19 protein-coding genes are annotated in these 16,670 nt (G+C 43.7%); 8 read left to right on the forward strand and 11 right to left on the reverse strand.

Annotated features, from left to right (window positions below; all coding sequences use genetic code 11):
* The first annotated feature begins 229 nt into the window (after nt 1-229).
* Together H2R00_RS13815 and H2R00_RS13820 are read left to right on the forward strand one after the other, a co-directional pair.
* Nucleotides 230-736 carry an SdpI family protein gene (locus tag H2R00_RS13815; RefSeq protein WP_182069499.1) on the forward strand — a complete coding sequence of 169 codons (507 nt, stop codon included), beginning with the start codon at nt 230-232 and terminating at the stop codon, nt 734-736.
* A 103-nt stretch (nt 737-839) separates the two neighbouring features.
* A complete protein-coding gene (locus H2R00_RS13820) occupies nt 840-1,187 on the forward strand; it encodes a hypothetical protein (RefSeq protein WP_154999367.1) in 348 nt (115 codons plus the stop codon).
* Nucleotides 1,188-1,244: 57 nt separating this feature from the next.
* Here H2R00_RS13820 and H2R00_RS13825 read toward each other — a convergent pair whose 3' ends face one another.
* Entirely contained in the window at nt 1,245-2,117 is an 873-nt protein-coding gene (locus H2R00_RS13825) for an SDR family oxidoreductase (RefSeq protein ID WP_182069500.1), read from the reverse strand.
* A 165-nt stretch (nt 2,118-2,282) separates the two neighbouring features.
* On the opposite strand from H2R00_RS13825, the gene H2R00_RS13830 reads away from it, so the two are divergent.
* The gene (locus H2R00_RS13830; protein ID WP_182069501.1) at nt 2,283-3,056 is read left to right on the forward strand and encodes a class I SAM-dependent methyltransferase; all 774 of its coding nucleotides are present in this window, start codon (nt 2,283-2,285) and stop codon (nt 3,054-3,056) included.
* A 24-nt stretch (nt 3,057-3,080) separates the two neighbouring features.
* Here the strand turns inward: H2R00_RS13830 and H2R00_RS13835 are convergent, their stop codons facing one another.
* From H2R00_RS13835 to H2R00_RS13845, 3 genes are all read right to left on the reverse strand, one after another.
* On the reverse strand, nt 3,081-4,364 hold the full coding sequence (locus H2R00_RS13835) for an MFS transporter (protein WP_182069503.1): 1,284 nt from the start codon (nt 4,362-4,364) through the stop codon (nt 3,081-3,083).
* A 1,152-nt stretch (nt 4,365-5,516) separates the two neighbouring features.
* Nucleotides 5,517-6,170: an O-methyltransferase gene (locus H2R00_RS13840; protein ID WP_182069505.1), complete on the reverse strand. Its 654-nt coding sequence runs from the start codon at nt 6,168-6,170 to the stop codon at nt 5,517-5,519.
* Nucleotides 6,167-6,499 (reverse strand): hypothetical protein, encoded by a 333-nt coding sequence (locus H2R00_RS13845; RefSeq protein ID WP_154999361.1) that lies wholly within the window; start codon nt 6,497-6,499, stop codon nt 6,167-6,169. The genes H2R00_RS13840 and H2R00_RS13845 overlap by 4 nt, the downstream gene beginning before the upstream one ends.
* A 358-nt stretch (nt 6,500-6,857) precedes the next feature.
* On the opposite strand from H2R00_RS13845, the gene H2R00_RS13850 reads away from it, so the two are divergent.
* Nucleotides 6,858-7,742, forward strand: a complete 885-nt coding sequence (locus H2R00_RS13850) for a carboxylesterase (protein WP_182069507.1) — start codon at nt 6,858-6,860, stop codon at nt 7,740-7,742.
* Nucleotides 7,743-7,850: 108 nt separating this feature from the next.
* Here H2R00_RS13850 and H2R00_RS13855 read toward each other — a convergent pair whose 3' ends face one another.
* Nucleotides 7,851-8,081, reverse strand: a complete 231-nt coding sequence (locus H2R00_RS13855) for a winged helix-turn-helix transcriptional regulator (protein ID WP_280527934.1) — start codon at nt 8,079-8,081, stop codon at nt 7,851-7,853.
* 117 nt (nt 8,082-8,198) lie between these two features.
* On the opposite strand from H2R00_RS13855, the gene H2R00_RS21095 reads away from it, so the two are divergent.
* From H2R00_RS21095 to H2R00_RS13870, 3 genes are all read left to right on the forward strand, one after another.
* Nucleotides 8,199-8,594, forward strand: coding sequence for an NAD(P)H-binding protein (locus H2R00_RS21095; protein ID WP_220462691.1), 396 nt, complete (start codon nt 8,199-8,201; stop codon nt 8,592-8,594).
* A 364-nt stretch (nt 8,595-8,958) separates the two neighbouring features.
* Nucleotides 8,959-11,016: a thioredoxin domain-containing protein gene (locus H2R00_RS13865; protein WP_182069509.1), complete on the forward strand. Its 2,058-nt coding sequence runs from the start codon at nt 8,959-8,961 to the stop codon at nt 11,014-11,016.
* Nucleotides 11,017-11,074: 58 nt separating this feature from the next.
* Nucleotides 11,075-11,341, forward strand: coding sequence for a YbyB family protein (locus tag H2R00_RS13870; protein ID WP_075753565.1), 267 nt, complete (start codon nt 11,075-11,077; stop codon nt 11,339-11,341).
* A gap of 40 nt (nt 11,342-11,381) precedes the next feature.
* Here H2R00_RS13870 and H2R00_RS13875 read toward each other — a convergent pair whose 3' ends face one another.
* From H2R00_RS13875 to H2R00_RS13895, 5 genes are all read right to left on the reverse strand, one after another.
* Nucleotides 11,382-11,750 carry a VOC family protein gene (locus tag H2R00_RS13875; RefSeq protein WP_182069511.1) on the reverse strand — a complete coding sequence of 123 codons (369 nt, stop codon included), beginning with the start codon at nt 11,748-11,750 and terminating at the stop codon, nt 11,382-11,384.
* A gap of 87 nt (nt 11,751-11,837) precedes the next feature.
* Nucleotides 11,838-12,029, reverse strand: a complete 192-nt coding sequence (locus H2R00_RS13880; protein WP_003178500.1) for a YbxH family protein — start codon at nt 12,027-12,029, stop codon at nt 11,838-11,840.
* 16 nt (nt 12,030-12,045) lie between these two features.
* On the reverse strand, nt 12,046-12,294 hold the full coding sequence (locus H2R00_RS13885) for a sigma-G-dependent sporulation-specific acid-soluble spore protein CsgA (protein ID WP_003178498.1): 249 nt from the start codon (nt 12,292-12,294) through the stop codon (nt 12,046-12,048).
* Between the two features lie 71 nt (nt 12,295-12,365).
* Nucleotides 12,366-13,592 (reverse strand): MDR family MFS transporter, encoded by a 1,227-nt coding sequence (locus tag H2R00_RS13890; RefSeq protein ID WP_182069513.1) that lies wholly within the window; start codon nt 13,590-13,592, stop codon nt 12,366-12,368.
* Nucleotides 13,576-14,793 (reverse strand): ATP-grasp domain-containing protein, encoded by a 1,218-nt coding sequence (locus tag H2R00_RS13895; RefSeq protein WP_182069515.1) that lies wholly within the window; start codon nt 14,791-14,793, stop codon nt 13,576-13,578. Before H2R00_RS13895 ends, H2R00_RS13890 begins: the two co-directional genes overlap by 17 nt.
* A gap of 122 nt (nt 14,794-14,915) precedes the next feature.
* Between H2R00_RS13895 and H2R00_RS13900 the strand changes: the two genes are divergently transcribed.
* Nucleotides 14,916-15,809, forward strand: a complete 894-nt coding sequence (locus H2R00_RS13900; RefSeq protein WP_182069516.1) for a LysR family transcriptional regulator — start codon at nt 14,916-14,918, stop codon at nt 15,807-15,809.
* An 84-nt stretch (nt 15,810-15,893) separates the two neighbouring features.
* Here H2R00_RS13900 and H2R00_RS13905 read toward each other — a convergent pair whose 3' ends face one another.
* Nucleotides 15,894-16,622, reverse strand: coding sequence for an alpha/beta fold hydrolase (locus H2R00_RS13905; RefSeq protein ID WP_182069517.1), 729 nt, complete (start codon nt 16,620-16,622; stop codon nt 15,894-15,896).
* Nucleotides 16,623-16,670: the final 48 nt, after the last annotated feature.

Below are 16,670 nucleotides of genomic sequence, written 5' to 3' on the forward strand. Positions count from 1 at the left end.
CCCCCAATTCGACATAAATCTACAAACCAAACACTATGATTATGATGGAGATTAAAGCCTATGTAAACGATTCAAATCGAAAATTTACAATAACTTAACATTGCCGGCTGACGATTTACATTCCCTTAACATTGCCCGGACTCACCGCAAATATACCCAATTCCAGCAGGCGAAAATCCCGAACTTTTTCATAGGTCAAATCGTATTTAAAACTAAGGAGGGGTTACATATGCCAAACAGAGCCGACGGTTCTAAGATCAAAATTGAAAAAACAAAAGGGGAACGGGTTTGGAACGCATTTGGCTATTTCTTTTACCTAGGATCGATCATCTTTTTGGTCACTGTCTGGGGATCGCTCCCCGAAAAAGTGCCCGCACACTACAACGCACTCGGTGAAGTGGATCGCTGGGGGTCAAAATGGGAACTTTTCATTTTGCCGGGAATCGGATTACTTATCCTTCTGTTCATGCAGTTCTTAGAAAAGCACCCTGAGATTCACAACCATCCAAAGCGCCTGAATGAAACAAACGCCGAACACTTCTATCTGCATAGTCGAAAGTTGATCAACCGCTTAAAAAATGCATGCTTAATTATTTTTTCTCTCATATTAATTGAATCCGTGTCAATCGCTTTCGACTGGGGAAGCGGATTTGGCGGATGGTTTCTTCCGATTGCCTTACTCGGCACTGTTATGCTTGTGGTCATAAGTGTAATACAGCAAAGGAAAATCAAATAACGGTCAGGTGCATATTTGTGAAGATTGTTAATCAAAAATGGCCGTCCGCTTTCCGGTTTTGCCCCGACAGATTTTTATTTGATAATAGAAAAGGAGGTATTCGATGTTCGAAGCAATTATTCTATTTATTTTAGGTGTCTCGGTTCTCGCAGCCGGCTTTTTATCTTTAAAAAGGGAGCTGTCGACTGAATCTGTTTCTATATCTTCCACTAATGAAGCTAAATCCGAATTAAAAAAAATGTTAGATGATCACGGCTGGTTTTACCTGACCGGTATCGCCCTTTTCATGCAATTTATATTTCGCGGATTTCACTTTACATTTGATCACTTTTTTTATGCCCTCATCATTAGCTCTGGAATCCAGTCGATATTTTACTTATTTAATAAAAGGAACTTGGGCTATAAAGTATGCGCGGTGATTGTGGTGAGTTTTTTAGTTATCTATCTTTAAAAAAAGAGTGATGAACACTGTAACTTTGTTCATCACTCTTTCGAATGCTATTGATCATTATTTCTCTTCTGAGACTTTTGCAACGATTTGGGCCAATCCTTCTTTAATTGGAGTGACCGGACGGCCGAGCACTTTTTCAAAATCATCGCTTTCGACTTCAAGTGTGCCTTCACGAATGCCTTTTTGGATTTCGACAACCATCGGAATCAGAAAATCCGGCACACCCGCATTTTTCATGATATCGCGATAGGCAGCATCGTCAACATGCTGAACGGGAACTTCTTTGCCCAATACTTCTCCAAGGGCTGAAGCGATTTCTTCCTGGGTTAATAATTCGCCTGAAAGTTCGTAAACGGTGTTTTCGTGGCCTCCGCCGGACAGAACCGCTGCCGCTGCATCCGCATAATCCTGCTGCAGCGCCCAGCCCACCTTGCCATTCTCTGCTGATGTCACCCAAGGGGCTCCCGCCAAAACACCTTGAATACTCGACATTTCATTTTCCAAGTACCAGTTATTGCGCAAGAAGGAGTATGGAATCCCCGTTTTCAAAATCGCTTCTTCAGTTGCTTTGTGAGTCGGCGCAAGGAAGTTTTTGCTTTCGCGGGCATTCGCAATGCTCGTATAAGCGATAAACCGAACTCCCGCGCGTTCTGCGGCAGCTACCGCATTGCCGTGCTGCCGGATTCTCGTCTCATTGTCTCCATCCGCAGAGATGATCAGCAGACGGTCAATGCCTCGAAATGCGGATTCCAATGTTTCCGGGCGGTCAAAATCCCCTTGGCGCACATCGACTCCGCGCGCCCGCAGCGCTTCCGCTTTTTCCGGATTGCGCACGCTGACCGCCAGCTGGTCCGCCGGTACAGTTTCCAGCAGTTTTTCCACAATTTTCGATCCTAATTTTCCGGTTGCCCCCGTTACTAGCATTTTCATATTCGAATTCCTCCTGAATGTTTTAATCTGATCTGTAACAAATTTCGTTACACTTGATGTAACTATCATAATTACATATAGGCTGATTTGTCAACAGGAATGTCTTTCACTTGGCTAAAATGAAATGTGAATTGTGTTATGATCATGTCAAAAGGAGGAAGTAATATGAGAAAAAACGCCGGCACTGAAGAAGCGATTCAAAGATGGAACCGGTTTGCAGATAGCTATGCCGCCACCCATACTGAACAAGGCGATATACATAAAGAAGTCTTTTTGAACCCCGTCATCTTTTCTCTCATTGAAACGGTGAAGAATCAAAAAGTGCTGGATGCCGGGTGCGGAGAAGGATATTTAAGCAGAATGCTGGCCTCCCGCGAAGCCGTTGTAACGGCTGTTGACTACTCGCCAAGAATGCTCGAGATCGCCAAGGAAAGAACGCCTGACGAATTACACATTCATTATCGGCACGGCAATTGTGAAGACTTGCATTTTTTAGATGATCAAAGCTTTGATATCATCATATCGAATATGGTCATCCAAGACCTCGCAAATGATGAAAAAGCATTTCAAGAAATGCACAGGTTATTAAAAGACGGAGGATGCTTTATTTTTTCAATTTTACACCCTTGTTTCGTCACCCCGGAAAGCGGATGGGAGAGAACCAAAGACGGGCAAAAGCTCCATTGGAACGTTGATCGGTATTTTTACGAAGGCGCATATGAGCAGCCGTTGGACGGTGAGGAGAAAATGTTTCTTTTTCACAGAACGCTGACAAGCTATATCAATACGATCATCAAAACCGGCTTCCAATTAGAAGCGATCGAGGAACCAAGACCGTCAAAAGAGATGCTGAAAAAGTATCCTTCATTTGAAGAAGATCTCAGGTGCCCCGATTTCATCGTTTTTAAATTAAGAAAGGCCGGCGGCTCTCTCCGATAGGCCCCGTATAGATGAGGCCTTTTCCTACCCTTTTTGAGTGTCTGTTTTTCTTCGCGACCAAATGACGGCTGGAATCAAAGCCAAGGATAACAGCCCTCCCGCCAAAGATAATGCGGCATAGCTTGAATGAGCGACAACCATTCCGGAAAGAGCCCCACCGGAAGCTCCCGCCAATGCGATCAAAACATCAAGCGTTCCTTGCACTTTCGCACGTGTTGAAGGCTCAGTCGAATCGATAATTTGAGCAGTTCCGCTGATTAATCCAAAGTTCCATCCCAATCCCAGCAGCGAAAGGGCAACGATCAATAAAACGAGCGAATCACTGGGAGCCAGCGCCGCCACTGCACCAGCGAGCAGCAAGGTCACTCCTGAGGCGATGCTCATGGCTGTCCGGCCAATTTTATCAACAAGAACCCCTGTGACAAGTGACGGAAGATACATTGAACCGATATGAAAACCTATCACGATCCCGACATCTCCTAAGCTGTGTCCGTGGTGCTGCATATGAACGGGCGTCATGGTCATAATCGCAACCATCACAATTTGAGTAAGGACCATAACAACGGCACCAATTGTAATCCCCTTTTGATCGTCCGAAGCACCGACAGACTTCGATTCGTCTGCTAATTTATTTTCTTGTCTATACGTTTCAATTTTTTTAGCAATCTCCAACGGATCCGGCCGAAGCAAAATATAAAGCACAAGCCCTGCCAGAATAAAAGCTGCCGCCGATAAAATAAACGGCCCCGCAAGTGATGGAACGCCGATGATCGAAGCAAATTCCCCCATGACATCCACCAAATTGGGACCCGCAACTGCTCCAAATGTTGTCATCACCATTGTGACGCTGATCGCTTTAGCCCGCTGCTTTTTATCAGCCAAGTCAGTGCCGGCATAGCGCGCCTGCAAGTTAGTCGCTGTGCCTGCTCCGTAAATAAGCAGGGAAACGAACAACAATAAGATGCTGTTGGTCACAGCCGCAACAACGACCCCGATTGCGCCGATCCCGCCGACCATAAAGCCGGCAGTTAAACCCGTACGGCGCCCGTAACGCTGAGAAATCCTTCCGACGACGAAAGCAGCTCCTGCTGATCCTAAAGTAAATAAGGCAGAAGGAACTCCTGAAAACGCATCCGTCCCAAGCATTTGCTTTGCTAAAAGGGCGCCTACCGTAATCCCGGCAGCCAGCCCCGCACCGCCGAAAATCTGCGACAGACTCACGATGATTAATACTCTTTTGTACAATCTCTTTAATTGATCCGGAGAATCTATGTAACTCTCAACCGTATGATCAGAATACCCCGCCACCTCAACACCTTCTTATTTAAAATTTGTCCCCGCATTCAAGCCCGGCGGTTCCTTTCGTTTATGAATAGTTGAATTTTACTACAAAAGCACCTTTTGTCAATTTGTTAAGGGCATGTCCCCTTCAACATTTTATGAACTGAATTTATCCATATTCCGATTTTAAATTGTGTCGGCATTTCGGGCATTAAAAAAACTAGTCACCCAATCAGTAACTAGCCAGATGATGTTCTTTTATTTTCCGACTTGCGACAACTATTAAATCTTCCTATTTACACTTGTTACACAAAATTTCGTGAGCAAATTTGGATAACACTCTATCTAAAGGACCGACAGGCATCCGCCTTTTATTCGGCATTCTAATAGCTACAGTCATCTCATCATTTTCATTTATTTCTTTTCCACATCGAGAACATTTTAGTTTTACGTCCTTAAAAAAACCTTTAAAAGAAGCCGTCATATTAAAACCTCTATCCTGTACATTTTAAGTAATCCCAGCAAACAAATTTAACGTTATTTTTATTCCTATACTAGCTACTCTACTGTATTAAAATTGGAGCCCATATGGTATTTATTAATTCCTCAATCGAATAAAAATCTTTCAAACTAAGTAGTGCTAAAACGATGATTCTCGAAGCGACTACTGCAATATGCTTTATTATTTTGTTTTAAAAGTAAGTTCATAATATTCCCCCCACTTTTTTGTATTTCGCCTTTCCGAAAATCAAACATTTTATTTTGTTTTATATTTAAAATAAACATGAAATTGGAAACCTGTATTTCCCATTTTAACATAACTTACCTTTCAACATGTCTTCTCAACATAGAAATTATTCTATTCACATAAACTGTGTACTTCAAAATCCCCCCAATAATATGGGGTTCAAAGACCTTTAAATCCCAGACCAAAAATAATAATACAGCGACAACAGCAACCCTATCGAAGATATACTTAACACACCCACGATCTTATTGGCGGTATCCTTCAAGAGAAGAAGCGAAGTGAAAAAAAGATTGTGCTTTGAGCATTTGCTATACGTCCTACCAATTTTCTTACTGGAAGACCACTCCTATATGATTGGATAGTTTAATCTTCTATTAAAATACAGTTTTAGCACCATTATTTGCTCTTTAACAAGATTACAGTAATCAAACTCAGTCGCAAACCGATTCTGTTTTCACTCTTGAAACGGTCATCCCATCGCCGATCGGAATCAAAATGGATTCTAATTGAGGATGATTAGCGACAGTTTCATTGAAGGCCTTCATCAATTTCGTATATCGTCTCGGTTCAGTCCCCTGACCTGCTACACTTCCGCCTGCAAGTACGTTATCGGCAACGATTAAAGCGCCCGGTTCCGCCAATTTGATGCAATACGCCAGGTAATGTTCATAATTTCCTTTGTCTGCATCGATAAAGAAAAAATCGAATCGCTTTTGATTGCCGGCTAATGTTTCAAGGCTTTCCAAAGCCGGTCCTGTCATATACGATACCTGGTTGCCGAATCCCGCTTTAGAGAGATTGCTGTGTGCCAGCTCGGCGTAGCTTTCTTTTAATTCAAGAGACGTCAGTGTTCCTTCTTCGCCAAAGCCTCTTGCAAGACAAATCCCGCTATAGCCTCCAAGTGCGCCGATTTCCAAAACGCGCCTGGCTCCGGAAATCGATACAAGCATCGTCAGGAGCTTTCCGGCGGAGGGAGACACCGAGATCGAAGGCATCCCGTTCTCTTGAATAGACGATAGAACTCCCTCCAAAAGAGCGTCATCACGAGTAAACACGGCATCAATATAACGATTCACCTGTTTCATTCCGGTTCATCCCCCTTCTCATGATGACTTTCAAGCGTTTCCTCATTGTTTTCCGTCATTTCACTTTCGTGTATTTCAAATAATTGACTAAATTCATTGATGACCATATCAATAGCTTTTAATTCACCGACTAAAATCGGCTGAATCGATTGAAACTCCGGCTGTTCCAGCTGCTGCTTAATGGTTGAGCGCTTCAGATTCATCATGTCCAAAAAAGCAATCGCCCGCCCGCGGCGGAACGTTTTCGGCCCGCGGTGCTCCAGCTCGCCTTTCCCTTTATGACGCCCGCCCCGATGGCTCCCTTCTCTCTTAAATTCCTTATGTTTCATGATTCATCACCTTACTTTGTATATTTGACGCTTATTGTATACAAACGTATACAATATGTCAATTTGAAATAATCAAAAAGCAATGGATTATTATAAATAAACTGTCGAATCATCCGGATATTTTCCGCATCGAATCAACGGGAAATGCTTATATCTATATTATTCAAAATAAACAAGGTAATGGAATGCACGCCAAATCTGTTACACCAAAATTCCAATACTGTTATAATAAAAGAAACCATGCTTTATAGGTTTTTTGACTAATTATTAAATCTGTATTATATTATTATTATAACCTGTTATACACACAAAACTTCTTTAAAACGACATTTTAAGCAGGATTGGGAGGAAAAATTTTATGACTAACCATTCACCTATTATTCCAAAACTAAGCGACAGCGGCATTCGCTATTTTCAAGCTTATGATGAAAGCCTTGGTCTTTGGCCCGTTCACTTCAATGCTTTTTACGTATCTACCCGTTTCGGCCAAACGCATATTATTGCAAGCGGGCCCGAGGATGCCCCGCCGCTTGTATTACTTCATGGCGCATTATTCAGCTCCACTATGTGGTATCCCAATATCGCGGATTGGAGCAGCAAATACCGAACATATGCAATCGATATCATAGGTGATAAAAACAAAAGCATCCCTGCAGACTTATGCAGTACGAGAGCGGATTACGCCGATTGGCTTCTTGATGTGTTTGACGCTCTGGCGATCGAGAAGTCGCATATGGTTGGACTTTCGCTTGGCGGCCTTCATAACATGAATTTCATTTTACGTGCGCCGGAGAGGGTAGAAAGCGCAGCTATCCTTAGTCCAGCGGAAACATTTTTGCCTTTTCATCACGATTTCTATCAAAACGCTATTAGTCTCACAGAGCCTGATGGAGTAGAGAGTTTCTTAAAGTGGATGATGGCGGACCGTAATGTGTTACACCCGGTTTTTGCAGAGCAGTTTCATGCAGGCGTAATGTGGCAGGATGGATTAAGACAGCCAAAGCCTAACGCCGACGGATTTCCGTATGTTTTCACCGATGACGAATTAAAATCAGTAAAAGTCCCTATTCTATTATTGCTGGGTGAACATGAAGTCATCTATGACCCTCAATCAGCCTTACATCGCGCCTCAACATTCGTTCCTGGTATTGAAGCGGAAATCATAAAACAGGCAGGCCACGTTTTATCAATGGAACAGCCTCAATATGTAAATGAACGTGTATTACGTTTTTTCAGTAAATAAACCACAGTCTTGTAGTTTTGTAAGAGAACCTCAATCGTTATTCTTATTCTGGAAATTTTTATTAATATAGAAATAGAGTCTCTTAGAGGCTCTATTTCTTTTGCGGGATTAATAATTAGATTCAGCCTGCTCCGCATAGAAAGCCCCCCACTCAGACAAAGTGCTTAAAATCAGCAAAAGGCTTTTGCCCATTTCAGAAAGAGAGTATTCTACCTTAGGCGGTACTTGATGATGAACAAATCGATTGACTATACCGTCCTCTTCCAATTCCCTCAGCTGCTTTGTTAATATTTTTTGCGTAATTTGCGGTAAAGCTCTTTTTAATTCGCCAAAGCGCATATTTTGCTTCCCTCCCCAGATTAGTATCAAAATGGATACTGCGTGTCACAAAAGTGCCTACTTGTTATTTTATACCATAGTTCTTATGATAGTATCAAAACAACGGAGGTGCAGGCTATGTACGTGATTACAGGGGCAACTGGACGAACAGCCTGTGCAGTTGCAAACTATTTATTAGACAAAGGAAAGCCGATCAGAGTAATTGGCAGAAACCCGGAACGCTTACAGCCGTTTGTGCGTAAAGGAGCTGAACCGTTTGTCTCTGAACCAGGAGATGCAACAAGACTAATGAAGGCTTTTACCGGCGCGAAAGCTGTCTACGTGATGCTTCAGCCTAATTACATTGTGACGAGCACTGATTTTCGTGCTTACCAGACTCGCATTATTAATGCATTAATCGCTGCTCTGGCACAAACAAAAGTTAAGAATGTTGTTTCTCTCAGCAGTTGGGGAGCAGATAAAGAAGAAGGCACCGGACCGGTAGCAGGATTACACTTGCTCGAACAACGCTGAATCAAATAGAAGGGTTAAACGTTTTGCACTTATGGGCTGGATACTTCATGGAAAATTGACTTTCACAACTACAAAACATTTTAATTCATGATGCTGCAAAAGGTCCTTTTCTCCCCGATGTCCAGTTGAAGAAGAATCTTATAGTATTGATAACATTCTCTGTAAACTTTCAAGATGAACCCCTGTCAATACAATATTTTTTGAGAGGGTCCTTCACTAACTCGCCTCAGAATGAGGCGTTACGTTCGAATGAACGTATAATCAAATCATTTATTGAAAAATCCGATTATTTTACAAGTATTTTTTTATTGAAGTGTGGTAAGTTAAAACAAAGAAATTACCATAAGCGAAAGAAGGTGATCCCATGCCCTCTAAAAATAAACCCAATAGATTAATCAATGAGAAGTCACCATACTTACTTCAACACGCCCACAACCCCGTCGACTGGTTCCCTTGGGGTGAAGAAGCATTCGAAAAAGCGAAACGCGAAAACAAGCCGGTTCTGGTCAGCATCGGCTATTCGACTTGTCATTGGTGCCACGTCATGGCTCATGAAAGCTTCGAAGATGAAGAAGTCGCGAAGCTTCTGAATGAGAAATTCGTTTCTATTAAAGTGGACCGCGAGGAGCGGCCTGATGTGGATTCGATTTATATGACGATCTGCCAGATGATGACGGGGCAGGGCGGCTGGCCGCTGAATGTGTTTTTAACGCCTGATCAGAAGCCGTTTTATGCGGGTACATATTTTCCGAAGACGAGCCGTTTTAACCGTCCGGGGTTTGTTGAGGTGGTGAAGCAGCTTTCCGATACCTTCGCGAAAAACCGGGAACATGTTGAAGATATTGCTGAAAAAGCGGCCAACAACCTGAGAATCAAAGCGAAAAGCGATGCCGGCGATTCGCTTGGCGAAGACATGTTGAGGCGGACGTATCAGCAGCTGATCAACAGCTTTGATGCTGCGTACGGCGGTTTCGGCAGCGCGCCGAAGTTTCCGCTCCCCCATATGCTGGCATTTCTGCTTCGCTATCATCAATACAGCGGCGAAGAGAACGCACTGTACAGCGTGACGAGAACGTTGGACAGCATGGCGAATGGCGGTATTTACGACCATATCGGCTACGGGTTCGCCCGCTATTCGACAGACAACGAATGGCTCGTTCCCCACTTTGAAAAAATGCTTTACGATAATGCTTTATTGCTGATCGCATATACTGAAGCCTATCAAATCACGAAAAACGACCGTTATAAACAGATTTCAGAGCAGATCATCACATTTGTCCGCCGCGAAATGACCGATGACAAAGGCGCTTTTTATTCAGCGCTTGATGCCGACACGGAAGGCGTAGAAGGCAAATATTATGTGTGGTCAAAAGACGAAGTCCTTGAAACGCTTGGAGATGAACTCGGCGAATTGTATTGCGCCGTTTACAACATCACGCAAGAAGGAAATTTTGAAGGCCACAATATCCCAAACTTGATCTACACCAGGCTGGAAGACATCAAGGATGAATTCGCGCTAACAGATGAAGAGCTTCAGAACAAGCTTGAAGAAGCGAGAATAAAACTTTTTGAAAAGCGGCAGGAAAGAACGTATCCCCATGTCGACGATAAAGTGCTGACGTCTTGGAACGCTCTGATGATCGCGGGTCTTGCCAAAGCGGCGAAAGTCTACAATGTGCCCGAATACTTGAAGATGGCGCGGGCCGCAGTCGAGTTCATCGAGAATAAATTGATTCAAGACGGACGCGTCATGGTTCGCTACCGTGACGGCGAGGTGAAGAATAAAGGATTTATCGATGACTACGCCTTCCTGCTTTGGGCCTACATCGAATTGTATGAAGCATCACTTGATTTAACCGATTTGCGAAAAGCCAAAAAACTTGCAGCTGACATGACCGGGCTGTTTTGGGATGAAGAGCACGGCGGTTTTTATTTTACAGGAAGCGATGCCGAGGCTTTGATCGTACGGGATAAAGAAGTATACGACGGCGCCCTCCCGTCCGGAAACGGTGTCCTGGCCGTTCAGCTGTCCCGGTTGGGCAGACTGACTGGCGATTTGTCGCTCCATGATCAAGCGGCAAAAATGTTTTCTGCATTCCATGGAGATGTCTCCGCTTATCCGAGCGGCCATACAAACTTTCTCCAAGGTCTGCTGAGCCATGTCATGCCACAAAAAGAAATCGTTGTGCTCGGAAAGCGCCATGACCCGGACAGACAGAAGATCGTAAGCGCTTTGCAGCAGGCCTTCCAGCCGAACTATGCCGTCCTCGCCGCGGAATCGCCTGACGATTTCAAAGGGATTGCCGACTTCGCAGCCGAATACAAAACAGTCGATGACAAAACGACCGTCTATATTTGTGAAAACTTCGCCTGCAGACAGCCGACCACGAATATAGACGAAGCGCTCAATCAGTTGGTTTAAACGGATGCCATCATGGGAATAACATCTGCAAACACCTAATCAGAAAGGGGTTATGACCATGAAGCAAAAGAATCTGATCTCAGGTCTCGCCGTTGTTGCCGGAGTCACCGCATATATGCTTAAAGACGAAACAAACAGACAAAAACTGAAATCGTACTTGCAAAGCGTCAAAGAAAAGATCCCTTACTTTTCGGAAAAACACAACGTAGATTCATTCCCGGTTGAAAAAGCAGGCCATCCGTCTCCGCATGATATTGAAGATAACAAAATGGTATCGGAAGGATCTATGTACCCTGTTCAATACTATGATGAAAAGAAAAAATAGCGATGCATGCCATACAAAGCTGTCATATCTAATGGCAGCTTTAATCCTGCCGTTCTAAAAATTCCAAGCGGTTGCCAAACGGATAATGGATATAAAAACGTTCCGCCCCTTCCAAAGGTTCGCCTTCCTTGATGTCGATTTCATGTTTGTTTAATTTCTCCCTCAACTCACTGATACTGTCTACAGCAAACGCCGGATGCGCCTTTGTCGCTGGTGAAAAATGCTCCTGTACGCCGACATGCAGTTCATGTGAGCCGCACCGAAACCATACACCGCCGCGTTTTCTCAAGTTTTCCGGTTTTGGGATTTCCGGCATTCCCAATAAGCCTGAGAAAAACGCCCTGCATTTGTCTTCACAGTTTGTAGGAGCAGCAATTTGCACATGATCGATACCTTTATACATCAACATCACCCTTTCTTTAAAACCACTTTACCACAAAACTTGGAAGATAATATCCAAAAATAAAAGCCGCCCGGTCGGCAGCCTCTTCAAGCCTTATATTTTATTTTCATAACAATAATGATTGACAAGCTCTTCAATTAAATCATGCTCTGGAAACTCCCCGTGAAACTCAAATGGAATCTCTTCGACAAACCGGCCGCGCCGGTATACATGGATGGCGCCGTTTTGTCTGGTCACGCTGTATTCCGGTTCAAACGTGTATCCGTTCCGCTCTATTGCACCCATTGATCATGCCCGCCTTTCAAAACAACAGCTCATACACTTCGTTTAATTCTCTTGTTCGTTTATGATCCTGTTCATTCAGCGCATATTTCATCTCATGTTCAAGCACTTGATTCAGAAATTCCATTTCCCGCTCCTCCAAGTGCTCGACAAACTCTTCCTCATTGGCATATCGCCCGGAAACGATTTTTCTGTAAATGTTTTGTCCTATGCCGTGTTCAAGGTGATTCGACAGTGATTCACGGAGGTAGCCCAATGTTGTGTCCATGATTCAATCTCCTTTTTTACCTTATAGGTTGGGTGAATTCTTGATGATTCATGCATGAGCGGCCTAAATTTTCAATAAGAAAAAGGCGATACACCATGATGCTGTGCAGATAAAAACTTTCTCCTCCCCACATGGTAAGCGGCTAAAGCCAAAAAGACTGAACACGCAGCAATGAGAAAGACGGCTTTTCCCCCGTACAAGGCAAGCATCATTCCCCCCAGCCAAGGCCCTAGAAACTCACCGATGTTGTACAAGTTTTGCATGCCGTAATAAGCGCCTTTCATATGATCCGGAGCCAGCTCGTCCAAAAGGACATTCATTGAAGGAAAACATAAAATTTCGCCGATTGTCAGAACAAACATCGAAAGCATAAAAACAATCCAGCCATTTGCGACAGAAAAACCGATATTCCCGAAAATGCAAAAAACGGTTCCAATTGATATTGTTGTTAAGGACTTATACTTCTCAAATAAACGGGTGAGCGGTACTTGTAAAAGGATGACCGTCACCGCGTTTAACGTTATTAAAGTCGAAAATATTTTAACTCCGTTTGCAAAGTCCTTATTTAAATACTGCAGCAAAGTGCTTTCCATTTGCGAGTAGCTGAACAAAAAAAGGATGCCGCCGGCTATGTAAAATCGAAGAGCCTTGTCATGCTTTAACGTTTTCAAAACTGAACCTGCCTGAACTTTTTTAGGAGCGATTTTTGTCTCTTTCACCGTGATCAGCCGAATCATCATCAAGCTTAAAAGTACAGCATAGCCAAAATAGACAAGCCCTGTGATGATAAACGGAGTTCCTGTTTTGGCAAGACCGAAATAAGTGCCTAATAAAGGGCCGACAGCGGCTCCAATATTGATGGCCAAATACCGCAAAGAGAAAATACGGAATCTCATCTCCCGTTCCGATAACTCAGCCATCAAAGCCTTTGACACAGGTTCAAAACACGAATGGCAAAGCCCGCTTAAAATGTTTAATAATAAAAACCACATGAAATCATGAACAAGTCCGAAAAGAATGAATACAAAGCTCCAGATGAAAATGGATGAAAGCATCACCTTTTTTCTGCCGATTCTATCCGAAAGCGCTCCTCCGACTACTCCTCCTACAGTGCTGGCAAAATAGCCTAAACCGATCACAAGCCCGATGGTTCCAAAATCGGCTCCCGTTTTCATATGAAGATAGAGTGCCAAAAACGGCGTTGTCATCGACTTAGCCGCCTTCGTAACAAGCGTGCCTATCAGCAAAAATCGGATCAACGGATGAAGGCGGCTGAATGCTTTAAATTGCGCAAACATCCGAAGTCTTTTCCCATTCGGTATGATCATGAAACCACGTTGCAAGCCGGCTGATGCGGCCGCTCAATTCGGCTTCTGTGCGCCCTGTAATTAAACAGCCTGCAATTGCGTCTACACTGGAAGACGAGCCGTGGAACCTGTCTCCGGCTTGAGCGGAAATATTTTGTTTCACTATCCAGTCTGCGGCTGGTGCCGGCATGATTTCTTTCAGTACGCCGTCTTTTGGTGGAATCAACAGCCAGCCGCTTAGGCGGTGCGGATTGTTGTTCACCTCCGGAATATGAAAGTCCAAGCCGCATTGCGCTTTAACACACGCTTCATTGATATCAAATCCGAAAGTCTTCGCAGTTGCTTCGCGTACCATAGCGCCGCCGGTTCTGCTGGCCACTTCACAAAACACCAATTCATCATCCGGTGTATGAAACACTTCAGCATGGAATGTTGTGAAATCTGGAAAAGGAAGAGCAGCAAGCGCTTTTTGAACAAAATCAGTCAACCGCCGGGTGAGCGGATTTTCCCGTTCAAGCTGGAGGCTGCCTAAAAACTGTTGATCTTGAAACGCCAGACATCCGTTGATATAACGCGACGGCCAGCTGAGGACAGTCTCTCCATCAAGGATGAGGCCGTCTATATGATACATATCCCCTTCGATAAACGACTCAACCTCCAGATGATCAGGAAGACCTTTCGAAAGAAAATTCCACACGTCCTGCCGATCCCTTAAAACGGTTGTATCAACAGACCCCGATCCATAAATAGGCTTAACGACCACAGGAAAACCGAAAGTTTGAACAAACATATATAAGTCGGCCGCCGAGTCGATTTTCTTAAAGTCCGGAACCTTTACACCGGCTTTTCTGACATGCTCTTTCATTAATATTTTATTACGGAACAACAGAGCGCTTTCGTAAGACTGCCCTTTTATCCCCAAAAGCGACCTCAGCTTCCCCGCCCTCAACATATCAAATTCCGAGGATGCAATAATCGTTTTAAAGTTATACGTTTCATTCAGCTCCAAAGCGCGCATTTCGATGCATCCATTAACCGGATAATCGTCAAACGCTTCAATCACATCATAATTCCTGCATTCATCCGCACGATCGGATGAAGTCAGCATCGCCACCGGTTCGTCCAGTCCCTCCAGCCATACATCATACGGAGACTTGCAATAAGCTGTTTTATTTAGGATAAGCGTACTCATAACCGTTTCTCCTTTCTTGTAAAACATGTTTTTCAACTTTATAATAGTAAAAGTATTTAGATAACTCTAATATATCTTTATTTGGTATTGATAACTTTTATTTATAAATAGAGGTGTGAAATATGAATCTTCATGCACTGCGATTGTTCTATTCGGTCGCTGAAACAGGCAGTGTCACCCAAGCAGCCAAACAGTTAAACATCAGCCAGCCCGCCGTCACCTCGCAAATTAAGAAATTAGAACGCGAGATCGACTGCACCTTATTCGTTCCTAAAGGCAGGGGGATCCTGCTGACACAGTCCGGCGCAGAGCTTGCAAAACAGGCAAAGCGGCTGTTTTCACTTGAAAAAGAAATTGAATCGTACGTGGAACAGTTAAGGGAAGGGTCAGTTGGAAAACTGCGTATTGCCGCCACCTTTCTCCCTGCCAATTATTTGCTGCCAAGATGGCTCAGCCGCTATAAACAGCAATTTCCGAAAACGGAAGTTGAAATCACGACAACGAATTTTCAAAAAGCTTGTGAACAGCTGATTAACTACGAAGCGGACATTGGCCTGATCGGCGGGACAACGGAATTCGGCCCTTTCATAAAAGGGACGCTGCTTTTGGAAGATGACATGCTGTTTGTCGTCAATAAAAACCATAGGCTTGCATCACAGCACACGACATTGGAGGAAGTGGTGAAAGAACCGTTTATCTTTCGTGAAGAAGGGAGTTTATCCCGAGAGAAATTAATTTCTTTATGTACATTGCATCATGTGGACAAACCCAGAATAGGTATACAAATAAACGGATTGAATGAAACGATCAGAACGGTTATGGAAGGGTATGGAGTCGCTTTCACATCCTCTCTTGAAGTAAACGAATATATTGCCCGAGGAGATATGGCGCGGGTTCATGTCGAACAAGTCGACTTAAAAAATCCTATCTCATTATGTATCAGAAGAGAAGATCACCTTGCTCCTTCCGCCAGCAACTTTATTCAAATGGTCAAAACGGCTCCGTATAGACCTTAGCCGGCAAATGAAGAAACGGGTTAAAGCGCTTTAAAGGAGTGGATCATAAACAAAAAAAAGCTCTCACGAAAAGCGAGGCTTTCTTTATGACTTGAGCCAGTCAAGCATCACGTTCACGATCTCCTCCTGCTGTTTAACAGCTGCGATCTGTGCGGGACGATCCCCCTTTTGTTCGCCGTACATACCAAATTGTGCATGGTTTCCCTCTTTGATTTCCTTAAACACAGTTGTGTCAGGCAAGTTCTTTCTGGAGGATGCTATTTTGTCTTGAGTTGAAAGGCCATCGCGTTCACCTGATATAGAAAGAACACGGTACGGCGCACTTTTTATCGATTGCGAATCAGAAGGATAGGAGGCTAGAAAATAAAGTCCGTCAATCTTGTCTGGATGCTTTTTAGCGTACATGGCTGCTGCCGTCCCTCCTAAAGAATGACCGCCGAGATACCAATGATCAATACTGCTGTTATCTTTTATAATCCTTTCTGCTTGATCCGGATTGAAAATGGGCAAAGAAAAAAGCATGCGCGGGATAAAGACACTGTAACCATTTTGTTTAAGCTTTTCGCCGATGTAAGCATAAGCAAGCGGTTCAACTTTTGCCCCGGGGTATAAAATGATCCCGGTATTTGCCCCATCCGCTTGAAATGTGTAAACACCGTTTTTACTTTCGATTTGATCAAGGTTGATCATCTTTCTGAGTTTGCTTGATGGTTCATATGTGAAACGGCTCCACACAAAAAACGCGCTGAATAACAAAACAAATACCGCTATTAATGAAAAAGCCGCAGTTTTCAAAACCTTTCTTCGCTGCATATTTCACCAGTCTTCCTCTGCTTGGTTTTAATTTAGCTTCCGGAAAAA

It is taken from the genome of Bacillus haynesii (assembly GCF_014042035.1).
Lineage (GTDB): Bacteria > Bacillota > Bacilli > Bacillales > Bacillaceae > Bacillus > Bacillus haynesii.